Source organism: Butyrivibrio sp. MB2005 (assembly GCF_000424285.1).
In the GTDB taxonomy this organism is placed as follows: domain Bacteria; phylum Bacillota; class Clostridia; order Lachnospirales; family Lachnospiraceae; genus Butyrivibrio.
In genome coordinates this window covers 167,051-183,013 of record NZ_AUJP01000012.1, presented here as the reverse complement: position 1 = coordinate 183,013, position 15,963 = coordinate 167,051, and the positions used below count along the sequence as shown (strand labels likewise).

The 15,963-nt window shown below is 43.2% G+C and carries 18 protein-coding genes; 1 reads left to right on the top strand and 17 read right to left on the bottom strand.

Annotated elements, in window-relative coordinates; translation table 11 throughout:
• Nucleotides 1–38: 38 nt before the first annotated feature.
• A complete protein-coding gene (locus G610_RS0108590) occupies nt 39–932 on the top strand; it encodes a LysR family transcriptional regulator (RefSeq protein ID WP_022762002.1) in 894 nt (297 codons plus the stop codon).
• On the opposite strand, the gene G610_RS0108585 is transcribed toward G610_RS0108590, so the two are convergent.
• From G610_RS0108585 to proC, 17 genes are all read right to left on the bottom strand, one after another.
• Nucleotides 920–1,825 carry a hypothetical protein gene (locus tag G610_RS0108585; protein ID WP_022755918.1) on the bottom strand — a complete coding sequence of 302 codons (906 nt, stop codon included), beginning with the start codon at nt 1,823–1,825 and terminating at the stop codon, nt 920–922. The genes G610_RS0108590 and G610_RS0108585 overlap by 13 nt on opposite strands.
• 268 nt (nt 1,826–2,093) lie before the next feature.
• Nucleotides 2,094–2,735: a hypothetical protein gene (locus G610_RS0108580; protein WP_026524461.1), complete on the bottom strand. Its 642-nt coding sequence runs from the start codon at nt 2,733–2,735 to the stop codon at nt 2,094–2,096.
• Nucleotides 2,736–2,762: 27 nt separating this feature from the next.
• Complete coding sequence (locus G610_RS0108575; protein ID WP_026496661.1) at nt 2,763–3,200, bottom strand: hypothetical protein; 438 nt, start codon at nt 3,198–3,200, stop codon at nt 2,763–2,765.
• Nucleotides 3,201–3,280: 80 nt separating this feature from the next.
• Nucleotides 3,281–4,231, bottom strand: a complete 951-nt coding sequence (locus G610_RS0108570; protein ID WP_026496662.1) for a DUF6017 domain-containing protein — start codon at nt 4,229–4,231, stop codon at nt 3,281–3,283.
• A gap of 65 nt (nt 4,232–4,296) precedes the next feature.
• Nucleotides 4,297–4,662: a replication initiator protein A gene (locus G610_RS0108565; RefSeq protein WP_026496663.1), complete on the bottom strand. Its 366-nt coding sequence runs from the start codon at nt 4,660–4,662 to the stop codon at nt 4,297–4,299.
• Between the two features lie 2 nt (nt 4,663–4,664).
• Nucleotides 4,665–5,576, bottom strand: a complete 912-nt coding sequence (locus G610_RS0108560; RefSeq protein ID WP_026496664.1) for a ParB/RepB/Spo0J family partition protein — start codon at nt 5,574–5,576, stop codon at nt 4,665–4,667.
• Entirely contained in the window at nt 5,539–6,351 is an 813-nt protein-coding gene (locus G610_RS0108555; RefSeq protein ID WP_026496665.1) for a ParA family protein, read from the bottom strand. The genes G610_RS0108560 and G610_RS0108555 overlap by 38 nt, the downstream gene beginning before the upstream one ends.
• Nucleotides 6,352–6,363: 12 nt before the next feature.
• Nucleotides 6,364–6,825 (bottom strand): DUF6462 family protein, encoded by a 462-nt coding sequence (locus G610_RS24005; protein ID WP_330367047.1) that lies wholly within the window; start codon nt 6,823–6,825, stop codon nt 6,364–6,366.
• Between the two features lie 406 nt (nt 6,826–7,231).
• Entirely contained in the window at nt 7,232–8,797 is a 1,566-nt protein-coding gene (gene lysS / locus G610_RS0108535; RefSeq protein WP_026524460.1) for a lysine--tRNA ligase, read from the bottom strand.
• Between the two features lie 91 nt (nt 8,798–8,888).
• Nucleotides 8,889–9,368 carry a transcription elongation factor GreA gene (gene greA, locus G610_RS0108530; protein WP_026524459.1) on the bottom strand — a complete coding sequence of 160 codons (480 nt, stop codon included), beginning with the start codon at nt 9,366–9,368 and terminating at the stop codon, nt 8,889–8,891.
• 157 nt (nt 9,369–9,525) lie between these two features.
• Complete coding sequence (gene dusB, locus G610_RS0108525; RefSeq protein ID WP_026524458.1) at nt 9,526–10,554, bottom strand: tRNA dihydrouridine synthase DusB; 1,029 nt, start codon at nt 10,552–10,554, stop codon at nt 9,526–9,528.
• Nucleotides 10,554–11,135 (bottom strand): DUF6145 family protein, encoded by a 582-nt coding sequence (locus G610_RS23475; protein ID WP_242829627.1) that lies wholly within the window; start codon nt 11,133–11,135, stop codon nt 10,554–10,556. The genes dusB and G610_RS23475 overlap by 1 nt, the downstream gene beginning before the upstream one ends.
• Nucleotides 11,135–11,944, bottom strand: a complete 810-nt coding sequence (locus tag G610_RS0108515; RefSeq protein WP_026524457.1) for a type III pantothenate kinase — start codon at nt 11,942–11,944, stop codon at nt 11,135–11,137. The genes G610_RS23475 and G610_RS0108515 overlap by 1 nt, the downstream gene beginning before the upstream one ends.
• A 54-nt stretch (nt 11,945–11,998) precedes the next feature.
• Nucleotides 11,999–12,826 (bottom strand): biotin--[acetyl-CoA-carboxylase] ligase, encoded by an 828-nt coding sequence (locus G610_RS20275; RefSeq protein ID WP_051197870.1) that lies wholly within the window; start codon nt 12,824–12,826, stop codon nt 11,999–12,001.
• Nucleotides 12,823–13,815, bottom strand: coding sequence for an ornithine carbamoyltransferase (argF, locus tag G610_RS0108505; RefSeq protein WP_026524456.1), 993 nt, complete (start codon nt 13,813–13,815; stop codon nt 12,823–12,825). Before argF ends, G610_RS20275 begins: the two co-directional genes overlap by 4 nt.
• A 127-nt stretch (nt 13,816–13,942) precedes the next feature.
• A complete protein-coding gene (locus G610_RS0108500; RefSeq protein WP_026524455.1) occupies nt 13,943–15,082 on the bottom strand; it encodes a cell wall hydrolase in 1,140 nt (379 codons plus the stop codon).
• Nucleotides 15,083–15,168: 86 nt separating this feature from the next.
• The gene (gene proC / locus G610_RS0108495) at nt 15,169–15,963 is read right to left on the bottom strand and encodes a pyrroline-5-carboxylate reductase (protein ID WP_026524454.1); all 795 of its coding nucleotides are present in this window, start codon (nt 15,961–15,963) and stop codon (nt 15,169–15,171) included.

Sequence of the window (15,963 nt, the reverse complement as noted above, 5' to 3'; positions counted from 1 at the left end):
TATCCATAAACATTTCTTATCGTTAGGGAGGACTGATTATGCTGGATTTCAGGATAGATACCTTTCTATGTGTTTGCAGGCACCTCAATTTCACCAAGGCGTCTAAGGAGCTGAATATTACTCAGCCCGCTGTTTCTCAGCACATACATCATCTTGAAAATGAATACGGGACAAAGCTGTTTACTCAGGATGGAAAAAAACTTTTTCTAACTGATAACGGAAAACTCCTGTATAAAAAAATGAATCAGATAAAAAATGATGATGAAAGTCTCAAAGAAATACTTTCAAAGAATAACCATGGCTTAAAAGACATCTCTTTTGGTGTCACCATGACCATAGGAGAATACATAATTGCTGATCCGATCAGTGATTACATAAAAAATCACCCGGATACTAATCTTAAGATTACATTTGGCAACACATCGGAGCTTCTTAAAAAACTCTCCGACGGTGTTATAGATTTTGCACTTGTAGAAGGATATTTCCCTGAAAATGATTATGAAACGCTGCTTTTTAGCAAAGAAGAGTTCGTTCCTGTCTGTTCGGCAAAGCACTCTTTCAATCAGAAGCCACGCGTGATAAAAGATCTCTTTCCCGAGCGAATTCTTATAAGAGAACCCGGTTCAGGAACGCGCAATATATTGGAAAGAGCTCTTGCCCTGAACAATTACTCCACAAGTGATTTTAGGAATTTTACCCAGGTGGAGAACATGCATGCCATAATAAGCCTTATTGAAAAAGATTGTGGCATCACCTTTTTATATAAAGCAGCGGTTGCATCAGGACTGCAGTCCGGATATCTGAAAACAATCCCCCTTGACGACTTTAGGGTAAAACATGATTTTACCTTCATCTGGCCCAAAGATACTGTTTTCAGTGAAGAGATCCGTGCAATATGTGAGGAAATACAACCTATAACTCATTCTGCATGAAGTTCATGTTCTTTTTCATAAAGCTTGTTATCCTGCCGTCTCATGAAAATCATCCGGGACAGAAAAAGAATCAAGCTACTTCCTACAAAAATCTGAATCGGATATGTGATTAGTACGCTTTCAGATATTATCATGCTCAGCATGGTAATAGCGCCAACCGGTGGCATATACATCTTAGTAAAATGAATAACGATAAGCATACCACTTGTAGCAACAATTGCTGAAATCGTAATAGGAAGCCCTATCCAAATAGCAAAGAAATATCTTGAAATCACACCAATTATGGCACACACAGTTATCACTGCCACCGTTTTGACTGGCATATTTCTTGTTTTGTTCCTTGGCCTGGAAAACTCAGTAAATGCCACAAGTAACGGAGGTGCCACAACAAATCTATAACCCGTTCTGAATGCAACACCGGCTATTACTGTCACACAAAGGATTCTAATGGAAGTATCTACCATATCGTCCCTGGAATTCAGCATCACAGGAACATATTCCTCATCTGCTCGGATTCCCTGAAATAGAAAAAGTTTATGAAACAATATTACAAGTAATGTCAGTACAAATGCAGCTATAGGATACACTATACTTGTAGTATGCATCATCACCGGGAGCACTATTGCTGAGACAAATGGTGCAAACGTGGTTCCTGAAAACATAAAGATTACCTGAGCGATTGTGAATGCCAAAATCACTTCGATATACGTATCAAACGGAACAAATCTTACAATGCACACTCCTATTATCGCACAGCCTGTTATCAGTGAAAGCATACGCTTTCCATTAACCTTCCAGCTTCTATTTTTTGCCACCATATATCCAACTGCTAATGCTGTTATCTCAGGAAATATAATCTCCTTCTCATTTAAAGTTTCTGCAAATAGTGTCATCAGCGCTACTAACAGAACTGTACAAGCGTATGGTATTATTCTCTTGACTCTATACATATTCTATAAAAAACATGCAATCAATGTGATGATCGCGATTCCTCCTTACTTAAAAATAGCACATTTACTGACACTCTTTCCAAGAAAGACTCCGCAAGGGTCTCGTCTGTTGTTTTTCGTTTCACAGCTATTCACTCCTTTAAATCATTCATGATATGTCCTCTCTTATTCTTCTTGAAGCATTTCTGCCTCAATATGACCTTCTCTATTATCACGCCAACTCTAAGCGGTCTCTTACCAAATTTCCAATAACAGTAACAACCATTGCCACTATCACAATTACCATTCCCACCTTATCGTAAGATGTATAGAAGCCTTCAGAGAAGTGCAATTTAACATACTTGCCCCAGATTGTGCTGAGAATCACAAGTAATGTGAATCCCAATGACACTGCATACATGATTGAAACAATTATACTTGCCAGAAGATTTCTATCTCCATCACATTCAATCCCGAACGAATCCAGGTTTGATGCTACGATTATACCCATGATGATCAGATAAATAATAGTGACAAAAAGAGCTTTCTGCCAGGTTGCGCATTCATAGCTGTTATGCACAAGTGCCATTATCAGTCCAACAAACATAGCACAGGAGAACTTTACCATTGGTCCTCCGGTCTGTTCATTTACTGTCAGCACAAGAATAATGAGTTCAACTATGGCTATCAATGCAATTGTGCTTGCTCTTGTCTCGCCGGGTATTATGTCTTTCAGTGCCGGATACTGGAACTGTAACACAAACGAGGCTATAAGCCCTGTGAAAAAAGGCATTGCCCTGAATACTCCAAAGAATACAACGGCAACAATGGCAATTACAAGTGTCAATACAATATCAAGTAATATTCCTACCATCTTAACCCCCTATGATTTAGAAACAGGCTACTTCTTGGAAGCCGCCTTACTTAGTTTATTGCTGTACACTGCAGCACGGCATAGGAACTTCAATTGTTCTACACCGTTCTTCATGACAACAGCTCTTTCAACGCCCTTTACAACGCCTTTCTTGACTGCTTCGTTATACATCTTGCCAAGTCTGGCCCGCACTGATGCAGGTGACTCATTGATATGGTTCTCAATGAGAACCTGGTCAACGTCCTTGAAAGTCGGAAGATCAGAGAGTGTAAACTCCGGATCCATCTTCCGTGACTCCGAGATCATGAGCTTAAGCGCAGTGGTGTAATCATACCTCACCCTTGTGCTGTATTTCTCCTCAAGCGCTTCCAGGATGAGGCTGTTAACAGTTACCTTCTGCTTATCTGCAGCCTTCTGAAGCTGCTTGTACAGATCTTCATTGATTGACAGATTGATCCTTGGCATATCATATCCTCCCATGAGTGTTACGCATCCATCATTACACTTTGAGTATATGAGTGTTACGCAGATATGTCAACTTGGCTCTATACGACGCCGCTTGCCATGTCATGGCTAAGCTCGGATTGAAAGTAGCTGCTCATCGTGGACGGTGCATTAAACAGCGCTGCCAGCAAATAGTTTTTGATGTTACGAACCTTTGTCGTATTCTCTTTCATGCAGCCCATAACATACTCAAGATGCATGTTATTGAGCTTCAGAAACTTGGACTTAACAAGGTTTGTAGGATACTCGTTCTTCGAGATCCATATGCTCGGCTTCTGGCAAAGGACTGTTTCCAGCACAAGGTCATATATGCCCTCGATGATCTCGGCGTCCTGAGGGAAACGCTCAAGCATGGTATCAACAGCCAGATTTTCCCTGATGATCTCAGCATAGGTATTGTACTCATCATTCAGATCTGCCTTCATCGAAGAGATATGATTAGTAATAGTAATTAAATTAGTATTACTTGTATTATTATAATTAGGGTCGGAATTTCCGTGGTCTAGAACCCGAATTTCACGGGGTCTTGACTCCGATATTTCCGTGGTCTTGACCCCGATTTTTCCGGGGTCTGAAATATGAGTTTCAGATTCAGAACCCGTTTTTTCCGGAGTCTGAACTTCCGCCATACCTTCAGAAATGAACTTCTTGAGGTAAATGATTGTTGGCTTACCCTGGCCCTGCTTCTTGCGCTCAATAAGCCCGAATTCCTCAAGTTTATTGAAGAGAACACGGATCTTATCGTCCCCAAATCCCAGCATTTCTGAGGCTTCCTGCTGTGCAAAGTAGATAAAAGCCCTCTGCTGTTCATCAAACCACTTATTCTTGAGGGATAAAGACATCCTATCCAGCATAAGGCCGTAAAGAACCTTGGCAGACACGTCAAGCTCCTTAAAATAGGCATTTGTGAACAACAGCTTTGGTATTCTGTAAAAGGACAGCATCTCGGATTCTTGACCCTTGAAATAGTCAAATACGATTCTTTCGCTCAATCCTTTTTCCTCCCTTCAGTGACTTTGTGCGATGCTTAGTGGATTTAGGTGGTGCAATTTCTGCACTACCCTATCAACTGAAACACGCGCCTCTTATTGAAATTTTTTACGTAGATTTTGCTTGGTTTGCCCTTGACCTGAAGCTTATATATAAGGCCAAACTCTTCAAGCTCGTTCATGCTGTCGATAATAGTGTGCCTGGAAAAAGAAATATCTTCCTCCAGCTTTCTGAGCGGATAAATGATATAAACACGGTTTTCTTCGTCATACCAGTTATGCCTTTTTGCTTCACGCATCCGATCTAAAAGAACTGCGTACAGCATCTTGGCCGAAGCCGACAGGGAAGAAAAGCTCTTCCCCGTCAGAAGTTCTTTCGGAATCTCTACAGAAGCAAACTGCTCAGCCTGGGTATTATAGAAATAGTCCATCATAGTCAGTTGTCCTCGCTTTCGTGGGTTCTCTTCCACTCCTCACAGAATTCCAGAAGAATCTTCTCAATCTGTGTCTGAGAGTAGTAGGCAGGAAAGTACTGGTTGAGTTTGCGCTCGTTGAAAGTGATCTTCTTTCTTACATGAGGAGTGGACCTGTTCTTGATCAGAATATCTATCATCTGCTCTTGTGTGAGAGAATCATCTTCACGGTAAGGTCTGAGCTCAATTAACTGCTCCTGCTTTATCATGCCGTTTTCGGTAATGTATTCGTATAGCCATTGCTGATAAGTATGATTAAAATAGGAAATCTCAACTCCTACAAAAACGGCAAGTTTTCCTTCATCAACCATTTTCAACAACTTGGGAATCAGTTCTGTAAGTCTGATGTATCTAAACACTTGCGTTCTGTTTAGTCCACTTGCCTTACCAACAATGTCCCCTGAGTTTGACTTTGTTTCTTCAAGAAACAAAGTTCCTGTTAACTCTTTCCCTTGGTGCTTAATTGCATCCATTTTCATCTTAAAAGCAAATGCTCTTTCGCTAGGAAGAATCTCTTCCCTCTGCATGTTCGCATTAACCATGGCAATCGTGGCATCATCATTGGTCATTTCCTTGATGATTGCCGGAATCTTCCTAAGCCCCGCTCTTTTAGCTGCATGGAGCCTTCTGTGGCCGGAAATCATCTCATAAGTGCCTTCATCATCCGGTCTTACAAGAACCGGAGTAAGAACTCCGCTTTCCTTGATGCTTTCCACCAGCTCATCCATCTTTTCATCATCAACAACCCTGAAAGGATGATTCTCAAAGGGATATATAGTCATTACATCGAGATCTACAGTCCCCTCGGTGCTTGGAACACCGAGGAGCTCATCTATACTAGATAGCTTTACTTTCTGACCAACTCTTTGTGCCATTGTTCATAACCTCCTTTATGAAACTCGTGTAAGCAAATGCTGCCTTTCCTTTTGGATCATATTGGTACAGGCTGCTTCCTGAAGCGCTTATCTCGGCAGCTCTCACAGATAAAGGGATCTCTGTCTCAAAAACATTGATGCTTGATGAATAGACATCATAAATCTGAGCAGCAATATCTTTTGCATAATTGGTTCTGTTATCCACCATAGTGATGAGGATTCCCTCAATCTCAAGCTTAGGATTGAGCTGACGCTTTACTCTTCCTATAGTCTTAATAAGCTGCTGCAGCCCCTTCACCGGAAGATACGCAGCCTGGCATGGAATAATAACAGAATCTGCGCAGGCAAGAGCATTTATGGTCATCATGCCAAGAGATGGCATGCAGTCGATAATAATGTAGTCGTAAAGCTCTCTGGCCTTGTCCACATATTCTCTGAGGATCGTCTCCCTGCTTATAACACCGGTCATGCTGATCTCCAGGCTGGAAAGTTCTATATTACCCGGCATCAGGTCAACTCCTTCCGGATGGTGGATGAGGCCCTGTGAAACATCCACAGGCTCGTCATTGATGATATTTACAAGAGCTGTAGCCAGGGAATAGTCCAGTCTGTCCGGCTCATCACAGCCTAGACTGATTGTCATTGATCCCTGGGGATCCGCGTCGATATTCAGTACCCTGTAGCCTTCTCTTGCAAGCCCGATGCCCAGATTTACGGCAGAAACGGTCTTCCCTACACCCCCTTTTTGATTTGCTACTGCTATGACCTTAGACATATAGTTTCCTCCTTATTCCTCAAATGACTCGATGAAAGCATCAATTTTTTCCGTGTTACACAGAACCACACCCTTTACCTTTCGGGTAGCCTTAGCGTCTTTTGCCAGTTGCTCAAATGTATGAAGCCCCATTGAGTAGAGCTCTGCACCTTCTGCGTACCTCACATACTTTTTCTTGCCTTCCTTAACCAATTCTTCGATGTTATCAACCAGTTTTCTTCTTGCCATATCTTCGTCCTCTCTTTTCAAATCCAATATGCAGTTTTTCTCGATGTATTCATCAAGAACATCCAGATCTACAAGGGCAGTCTTTCGTAGTTTTATATTTGCCTTGGCCTCCTTGCAGATATTCACAAATGACCAGTAAGCCATCGCATAGAGCCTCGCTCCCTGGGCGTAGGTGCAGTAGCGATGTTTCTTACCTTCCAGATACTTTTCCAGATCAACTGGCGGTGGGGATTTTGAACGATTCATCTGTAACCTCCGTTTTTTGGTGTTACAGGATGTGATTTAAGAAAAAAGAATTGAGATTTTTAGAAATAAAAAAACCACATTTCTTCTTTTTGATAGAGAGAAATGTGGATTAGAATTAAGCTTCTTTGGATTCAAAAAGATATGAACCGCTTATTCCTCGAGACATTTGCCCCGGGATAAAGACTTTTCTCAAAATCTTTATCCCGTTTAAGTCGTTTTTGGACCATTTTTCGGACTTTTTTATGTCTACATATTCATCCATGGAAGCCCTGTTTCATGCTGGCAATCTGTACGTACTCATCCACTGACATACTATGATGTCCAATGGAATCGTTGTAAATCCAATGCATTTTTGGATTCAGCGGGTTCTCCACGGAGAAACGTGGTAAATACGCGAAGCTGTGTGTCATTTGCTTGATTTTAGCGTCGGGAAGAGCAAAACTTCCCTTATATTAGCGCTATTCGTTAACAGCATGCAAAGTCTGTCGATACCGTAGCCGATGCCGCCGGTGGGGGGCATGCCGATCTCAAGGGCGTTTAAGAAGTCTTCATCTGTGTGCTCTGCTTCGTCGTCGCCTGCTGCCGCATTGGCATCCTGTGCTGCGAAACGCTCACGCTGGTCGATGGGATCGTTAAGCTCTGAGTATGCATTGCACATCTCCCATGTGTTGATGAAGAGCTCGAAACGTTCAACCTTCTCAGGATCTGAGGGCTTTTTCTTGGTAAGAGGTGAAATAGCGATAGGATGATCCATGATAAATGTAGGCTGGATCAGCTTCTCCTCGCAGAACTCCTCAAAGAAGAGATTGATGATATCACCCTTGGTGTGACGATCCTCAAATTCAACGTGATGCTCTTTAGCAATAGCCTTTGCTTCCTCATCTGTCTTAACTGTATCGAAGTCAACGCCTGCGTACTTCTTGATGGCTTCGTTCATGGTAAGACGCTCGAAGGGCTTACCAAGGTCGATGATGTGATCACCGTAAGGAACCTGAGTTGTGCCGCAAACCTTCTCAGCGAGGTAACGGAACATGCTCTCTGTGAGCTCCATCATTCCTTCATAATCTGTATATGCCTGATACAGCTCCATAAGTGTGAACTCAGGATTGTGTCTTGTATCAGTACCTTCGTTTCTGAATACACGTCCGATCTCGAATACTCTCTCAAGTCCGCCTACGATAAGCCTCTTAAGGTAGAGCTCAAGTGAGATACGAAGTTTTCTCTCCTCATCAAGTGCATTGTAGTGTGTGAGGAAAGGTCTTGCAGCTGCACCGCCGGCATTCTCAACCAGCATAGGTGTCTCAACTTCCATGAAGTCTCTTGCAGCAAGGAAGTTACGGATCTCCTGGATGATCTGTGATCTCTTGATGAAAGTTTCCTTAACCTCTTCATTCATGATGAGGTCAACATAACGCTGTCTGAAACGAATCTCTGTATCTGTAAGTCCGTGGAATTTCTCCGGAAGGGGCTGAAGTGACTTGGATAAAAGAGTCAGCTCCTTAACATGAACAGAAATCTCACCTGTCTTAGTTCTGAAAGCAAAGCCCTTAACGCCGATGATATCGCCGATATCCATCTTCTTAAATGCAGCGTAGGAATCGTCGCCAAGATCGTTTCTTGAAACGTAGAGCTGCATACGGCCTGACTTATCCTGAAGGTTTGCAAAAGATGCCTTACCCATAACACGCTTGCTCATCATACGACCTGCAAGAGAAACGATTTTCTCCTCAGGAATCTCTGAAAGCTCAGGAGTGATCTGCTTACCCTCTGCGTCTGTCTCGGGTACAACTTCAAGTTTATCGAAGTTATCTCTGATCTCCTGTGCGTGATGTGTCTGATCATATTTTACGATCTGGAAAGGATCGTTACCTGCTGCCTGAAGGTCAGCAAGCTTCTCACGACGTACTTTCTTAAGCTGGTTAATATCTTCTGTCTTCTGGTTCTTTTGATTATTCTGCTGATTCTCTGCCACTTCTTTTTCCTTCTTCTAAACAAAAAAACTATAGTTACAAAAGTATTGGGGACAAATTACATCGTCCCCAATACACTAATACCATCTCAGATTACTTACGAACAATTTCTAATACCTTGTACTGGAAAACTCCCATAAGTGTCTCTGCATCAACGATGTCGCCAACCTTTGCTCCGATAAGAGCCTTACCAACAGGTGACTCATTACTGATCTTGCCCTTAAGGCTGTTAGCCTCTGATGAACCAACGATGCTGTATTCGATCTCTTCGTTAACTTCCATATCAAGAAGCTTAACCTTACAACCTACGCTAACCTTGTTGATATCAACATCTTCATCGATAACAACTTCTGCGTTCTTAAGGATCTTCTCAAGCTCCTCGATACGAGCCTCGATGTCGCGCTGCTCATCTTTAGCTGCATCGTACTCAGCATTCTCGGAAAGGTCACCCTGCTCACGAGCTTCTTTGATTTTCTCTGCTACTTCTGAACGTCTTACTACCTTGAGTTCATGAAGCTCGTCTTCATAAGCTTTAAGACCTTCGTAAGTAAGAATGTTTTTCTTCTCTTCCATTTTTATAACTTCCCTTCTTAAAATCGGATCGCCATCTGCGTCCGTGATATACGAGTTTATAGTCCAAAGTATTATATATGTATATGCATAAAAAGTCAAAATTATTTAAAATTATGAGAATCGCACCACATTAAGCAGTGCGATCCAATAGTTATTTTCATGATTCTATTTTAAATATCTCCGCACAGGCTTTCTTGAGAGAATCCATGTCGTCCATCTGATTGATTGCTGCGCGGAACTTTGCTGAACCCGGAAGCCCTGTGGTATACCAGGCTACATGCTTTCTCATTTCACGAATTCCTATGTACTCGCCCTTATACTTAAGCTGCAGATCCGCATGCCTGATAACAATTTCATACATTTCCTTAAGAGAAGGTCTTGTCACTGCCTCCCCTGTCTCAAGATAAGAAATAACCTCTCTGAAAATCCAGGGATTACCTTCAGCAGCTCTTGCTATCATAACGCCATCGCACCCGGTCTCTTCTATCATTGCTTTAGCGCTTGGACCGTCTGCAACATCGCCGTTACCTATAACAGGAATTCTTACAGCTTCCTTTACTCTGCGGATTATGTTCCAGTCAGCCTTCCCGCTGTAATACTGCTCTCTGGTCCTTCCATGGACAGCCACTGCGGATGCGCCGCCTTCCTCTGCTGCCAATGCACATTCAACTGCGTTGACGCTTGATTCCGTAAAACCTTTTCTTATTTTAACGGTCACAGGTCTGTCTGTTTCGTTTACCATTGCCGCCACAATTTTCTCTATAAGCTCGGGATTTTTCATAAGTGCAGAGCCTTCGCCGTTGGATACAACCTTGGGCACCGGGCATCCCATGTTTACATCAAGGATGTCGTAGGGCCTGTTTGAGATTATCCTTGTGGCCTCCGCCATTATCTCGGGCTCACTTCCAAAAAGCTGCAGCGATACGGGACGCTCTGATGGATGAATCTCCATCATCATACCTGTGTTTTTATTATTGTAGGTTATGGCTTTGCCGCTTACCATTTCCATGCAGACAAGTCCTGCGCCCATCTCGTTGCACAAAAGCCTGAAAGGAAGGTCCGATACCCCTGCCATGGGACCTAAGATTATATTGTTTTTCAGTTCCACATCACCTATCAAAAGCGGATGAAGATAATCATTATATTTTACACTTTTATCCCGAAAAGCATTAAAGTGTCTTTGCATTACTCATCATCCTCACTTAAGATAGCGCTGACATCCTCATGAAGGATCATGGCTCTGTAGTACATCTGAAGTGCCTCAAAGAGATCCTGTCTCTGTCTTCTGACTTCACCAATAAGAAGTCCTGCGCTTATCTCATCATAGGTGATATCATCTTCATCTCTTGTGGTCTCCATTGTAATGGTTCCGTCATCCTCAAACTCGATTGTGAAAACACCACCTGCTTCCTGAGTAAAAAGCACAGATATAATGTGCAGCTCCTTCTGAATGCTCTCGGGAATCTTCTTAAAAAGTGGGTTAAAATAATACTTCATCTCATACGCATTTGCTCCGCAGAGGATGATCCTTCCTCCTGCTGATACGCTGCCAAGAGAGCCGTCTTCAGTCACCACCTGGATATCTGATACCTCTTCGCCTGTTTCTGCATTGGTGATCTTGCCGGTCTCTTTATTTATGATAAGTCTTCTGCCCTCGGGCCTTTTACCATCAAGTGTCTCTGAATGAGGTTTATTCTCATCGCCTACGCTCTCAGAATCACTGTAAACTTCTCTTGTTTCTTTTTCTTCAAAATCTTTGTTACTCATTACTCTTCTGCCTCTGTGAATTTTTCATTGTGCGGCTTGTTGCGCTTATTCTTTTCATAAATAATTCGAAGTCCGTGGATCAAAAGATTGGGTTCGTAAACATCTATCTCTTCCACCTCTTCTGAAATCAGTCTTCCAAGTCCACCTGTTGCAACAACCTTTATATCGTCTCTTCCAAGCTCTCTTTTCATTTCGCTGATTATGTATTTGGTCTGGCCGATCTGACCATACACAAGTCCTGCCTGCATGGAGCTTATGGTCTCCTGAGCAAGGATACTGTCAGGCTTTTTGATCTCTATCTCAGGGAGCTTCGCTGTATCCTGCCAAAGAGCCTTCGCTGAAATCCTGATTCCGGGACTTACTACGCCCACTGAAAACTCAGCCTTTTCATCGATATAAACATAAGTGGTAGCTGTTCCAAAATCTATAACTATCACAGGTCCGCCGTACATCTCATAAGCAGCAACAGCACCAACAACAAGGTCAGGTCCAACCTCTCCGGGGTTCTTTGTCACGATCTTGATACCTGTTTTGATGCCGGGCCCCACGATATAAGGCTGCTTTCCAAGGTACTTCACCATGGCATTAACGAGGGCGTGCATCACATTCGGAACTACGCTAGATACGATTATTCCCTGAATCTCTGCTCTGTCTATGCCGTTATTTCGAAGCATCGCTATAAGGTTATTGCCATACTCATCAGATGTATGCGCCGTCTGCGACATCATACGAAAAGAAGCAACTATCTTTTGTCCCTTTAAAACACCAAATGCAATATTAGTATTTCCAACATCAACTGCCAGTAACATAGCTATCTCCCATCTGCTATTTTTCTCTTAATAAAAATCTATCTGCAAGAGCTCCTATACATATCCGTAAAGGCCTCTCACGCTTACTTCTCCTGCGATTATCTCTTCGCTTTCGCCCTTCTCATTCTTTATTAAAAGAGCACCCTCTTTGTTTATTCCAAGAGCAACCGCTTCATATTCTCCCTTAGGATCAAGGATTTTGACTTTGCTGTTTATATTAAGCAGTCTCCTCTCGTAGTCATCCTTAAGGAGTGACAGGTCACACCTCTCCTCGTACTTTGCATAATTCTCTTCGAAGCACTTCATACAAAAAGCTATAAGCTTTGATCTGTCCAGCTCTTTTCCTGTCTCTGAAAAAACGGAGCCTGCCATATCACGGATTTCTTCCGCAAAAAGGTCAGCCGGCTGATTAACGTTTATGCCGCAGCCTATCACTACGAAGTACTCTTCGCTACCCGGCATCATGTGAAGCTCTGTAAGTATACCGCAGATCTTCCTTTTGTTTAATACGATGTCGTTTGGCCATTTGATGCCTGTTCTTACATCATCACTTACACCTGCAGCCTTCATGGCTTCATCTATAGCCTCAGATACAGACAGCGCCATAACAAGCGTAAGACCTGATACCTTATCCATAGGAATCTTTGGTCTCACCATAAGGCTCATGAAAATATTGTGACCTGCAGGACTTATCCAGCTCCTGCCTCTGCTGCCTCTGCCAGCATCCTGCCTGTCTGCTACAGCAAGAAAACCGGAGGCTCTTCCTTCATCACCTGCTGCCTTGGCTACATTGTTGGTGGAATCGATCACAGGATAAAACTCCAGGTCTCTTCCCACATAATCCGTTGTAAGCGCAGCTTCTATTGTTCTTTTATCCATCATTTTCTAACGACCGTTGCATACATTACTGCCTTTATGGTATGCATACGATTTTCTGCCTCTTGAAAAACTATTGACTGCTCGGACTCAAAGACTTCGTTTGTAACCTCCATCTCATCAAGTCCGAATTGTTCCTTTATCTCTCTTCCGATTCCTGTACCAAGATCATGGAATGCAGGAAGACAATGCATAAATACTGCCTTTTCGCCGGCATTTTCCATAACCTCTGAGGTTACGGCATAGGGCTTAAGATCAGTTATTCTCTCTTTCCAGATATCTGCAGGCTCGCCCATTGACACCCATACATCGGTTGCTATTACATCTGCGCCTTTTGTAGCAGCCATAACATCCTCAGTATTCTCAATGACAGCACCCGTCTCTTTTGCTATATCCTTACAGGTATCGATAAGCTCTTTGCTCTGCCAGTATTTCCTTGGAGCACATGAAACAAAGTGCATTCCCATCTTAGCGCAGGCAACCATAAGTGAATTACCTGTGTTATATCTGGCATCACCCATGTATACCATTTTTATACCCTTAAGATGTCCAAAATGCTCCCTGATTGTAAGGAGATCTGCAAGCATCTGTGTGGGATGGAACTCATTGGTAAGTCCGTTCCATACAGGAACCTTGGAATACTTCGCAAGCTCGTCAACTATCTCCTGTCCAAAGCCTCTGTATTCTATTCCGTCGTACATGCTTGAAAGCACGCGGGCTGTGTCTGCGATGCTCTCCTTCTTACCAATCTGTGAGCCCGTAGGGTCAAGATATGTGGTTCCCATACCAAGGTCATGTGCGGCAACTTCAAATGCACAGCGGGTACGAGTACTTGTTTTCTCAAATATCAGAGCAACATTTCTGCCTCTGAGCTCATCATGAAGAATCCCCTTTTGTTTTTTCTCCTTAAGTTCAGCTGCAAGATCCAGCATGTACTCAATCTCTTCCGGTGTAAAATCCAGCAGTTTCAAAAAATCTCTTCCCTGTAAATTGATTGCCATTATGTACCTCCCTCGGTATACAAGCCAAAAAACATTATGTCACAAAATAGATTAAGCCCGATCGCAGCATATCTGCCACGGTCAGGCTATATTGTATCAATTTATTTTGTTATTTTCAAACTTACCAGAATACATGAGCTCCGATAACAATTCCGTCATGTCCGCCGGCACGTCTGAAGTGTGTGCATCCGCCTACATTGGTCTCACCCGCAAGAGCTGCATTGGCTGCCTGGATACAACTATCCGGAACGTTACCTGCATATACTCTGTCAACTGAACCATTAAGTGCAGGAGTAAACTGACCTGATGCATAAATTACACCTGAGATGGTGTTTGCATAAGCACCACTCTTAACACGGTTCATAACTACCGCACCTACAGCAACCTTTCCTTCATAGGGCTGGTTACCTGCTTCGCAGTAAATAAGTGCTGCAAGAAGTCTTGCCTCATCAGCGCCTGCTGCAACAGCACCGGTATTCTTTGTGAGCTTAGCCTTCTTAGCTGCTTCTTCAGCCTTACGCTTAGCTTCTGCTTCCTCGCGGGCCTTGATCGCAGCCATGGTCTCGCCTTCATCGATTCTGAAATCGGTCTCTACATATTCAGCCTGAACATAACCTGTTTCATCGTTATAATCTACGCTGATCCAACCGTTTCCAAGATCCTCTATCATCTCTACAAATCCATGATTTGTAATAACACCCAGAACCTCTGCATCCTCGTCAGCTTCCTTACGGATTCTGAGAGCATCTTCTTTACTGGATACGAGCTGTACACCAACATCCTGTGCAAGCTCTTCTGCCTCTTCTCCAAAGATGAGATAATCGTCCTTGGCCCAGCCAACCAGATCTCCTGATTCAAGCTTGGTCCAACCGTCCTTCTGTTCTATAATCTTACCACCACAGTCCTTGTAAAGAACTCCGAGCTTCTCTGCATCATCTTCAGGTGATACTCTGATGTTCATTACCTGTGATACGTTTGCCATAACGAGTCTGGAGTCGTCCTCCTCTTCGTCTTCTTCCTCTTCATCAGCTTCTTCGGGCTGACTGTTAATTGCGGATGCAACATCCTGTGCTTTTGCAACATCCTCTTCTGAGATTTCTGTAACATCGGTGGGGTTCAAAATATTACCGATACCCACATCGTTCTTATTCAAGGCGTTTAATGTTCTAGCCTCTGCCGTTATGCCAGTGGAAGTTCCGAATAATAGGATCGCCAGTGTAAATGCGAAAATTCCCTGCATTAACGCGTTCAACTTCTTCATATTTTTTGCTTCCTTTTTAAGTTTGTTACGTAATTGTTACTGCAAAACTTTTCATATTGTAACAAACCGAAGCATTGTTGTCAAATTTAGAGCTCTTTACTCCTCAGTATTGCTGCTTCCACAGCGTCCATTACAATGCCTCTAAAGCCTGATTCTTCCATCACTTTTACAGCTTCGATGGTTGTTCCTGCAGGGGAGCATACCATGTCCTTAAGTTCACCCGGGTGCTTACCTGTCTCAAGGACCATCTTGGCACTTCCAAGTACTGCCTGGGCTGCGAACTCATAGGCCTGCTTCCTGGGCATTCCTCCAAGCACTGCAGCATCTGCCATTGCCTCTATGAAAAGAAATACATAGGCAGGTGAAGAGCCGCTGACACCTGTAACAACATCCATCATGTTTTCAGGAACCACATTGGCTGTGCCGCAGCTTCTGAAAATATCAAGCGCCAGGTTAAGATCAGCGTCATTGCAAAGGCTGTTGGGACAGATTGCAGCGCATCCCTCGCCTACAAGTGCGGGAGTGTTGGGCATTACTCTGATGATCTTTACTTCCTTCTCAAACTCTTTGGATATCCACTCAAGAGACTTACCTGCAGCGATGCTGATAATAAGCTTATTCTCATCGATCTCATCCATGATGTCAGCGATGGCAACCTTAAGAAACTGAGGTTTTACCGCAAGAAGGATCACATCCGCTTCTCTTGCCACATCTGCATTGTTGTCCTTAACCTGAATCTGAAACTTCTTCTCAGCCTTCTCTCTTGCTGCTTCTAAGGGATCAGCCCCGATGATATCCTGAGGATCAAAGATGCCCTTTGAAATGATTCCGCCAATAAGGGCCTTTGCCATGTTTCCAAGTCCTATTACTCCGATTGTCAT

Excerpts from the sequence above, each read along its gene's own strand:
- G610_RS0108555 (WP_026496665.1), bottom strand. The coding sequence starts at position 6,351 with ATGTCTAAGGTCATAGCAGTAGCAAATCAAAAAGGGGGTGTAGGGAAG.
- G610_RS0108515 (WP_026524457.1), bottom strand. The coding sequence starts at position 11,944 with ATGTTACTGGCAGTTGATGTTGGAAATACTAATATTGCATTTGGTGTT.
- G610_RS20275 (WP_051197870.1), bottom strand. The coding sequence starts at position 12,826 with ATGATGGATAAAAGAACAATAGAAGCTGCGCTTACAACGGATTATGTG.
- G610_RS0108580 (WP_026524461.1), bottom strand. The coding sequence starts at position 2,735 with ATGGTAGGAATATTACTTGATATTGTATTGACACTTGTAATTGCCATT.
- G610_RS0108560 (WP_026496664.1), bottom strand. The coding sequence starts at position 5,576 with ATGGCACAAAGAGTTGGTCAGAAAGTAAAGCTATCTAGTATAGATGAG.
- G610_RS0108585 (WP_022755918.1), bottom strand. The coding sequence starts at position 1,825 with ATGACACTATTTGCAGAAACTTTAAATGAGAAGGAGATTATATTTCCT.
- G610_RS0108565 (WP_026496663.1), bottom strand. The coding sequence starts at position 4,662 with ATGATGGACTATTTCTATAATACCCAGGCTGAGCAGTTTGCTTCTGTA.
- G610_RS0108500 (WP_026524455.1), bottom strand. The coding sequence starts at position 15,082 with ATGAAGAAGTTGAACGCGTTAATGCAGGGAATTTTCGCATTTACACTG.
- proC (WP_026524454.1), bottom strand. The coding sequence starts at position 15,963 with ATGACAATCGGAGTAATAGGACTTGGAAACATGGCAAAGGCCCTTATT.
- greA (WP_026524459.1), bottom strand. The coding sequence starts at position 9,368 with ATGGAAGAGAAGAAAAACATTCTTACTTACGAAGGTCTTAAAGCTTAT.
- G610_RS0108575 (WP_026496661.1), bottom strand. The coding sequence starts at position 3,200 with ATGCCAAGGATCAATCTGTCAATCAATGAAGATCTGTACAAGCAGCTT.
- G610_RS23475 (WP_242829627.1), bottom strand. The coding sequence starts at position 11,135 with ATGAGTAACAAAGATTTTGAAGAAAAAGAAACAAGAGAAGTTTACAGT.
- G610_RS0108590 (WP_022762002.1), top strand. The coding sequence starts at position 39 with ATGCTGGATTTCAGGATAGATACCTTTCTATGTGTTTGCAGGCACCTC.
- dusB (WP_026524458.1), bottom strand. The coding sequence starts at position 10,554 with ATGCAAAGACACTTTAATGCTTTTCGGGATAAAAGTGTAAAATATAAT.
- G610_RS24005 (WP_330367047.1), bottom strand. The coding sequence starts at position 6,825 with ATGAATCGTTCAAAATCCCCACCGCCAGTTGATCTGGAAAAGTATCTG.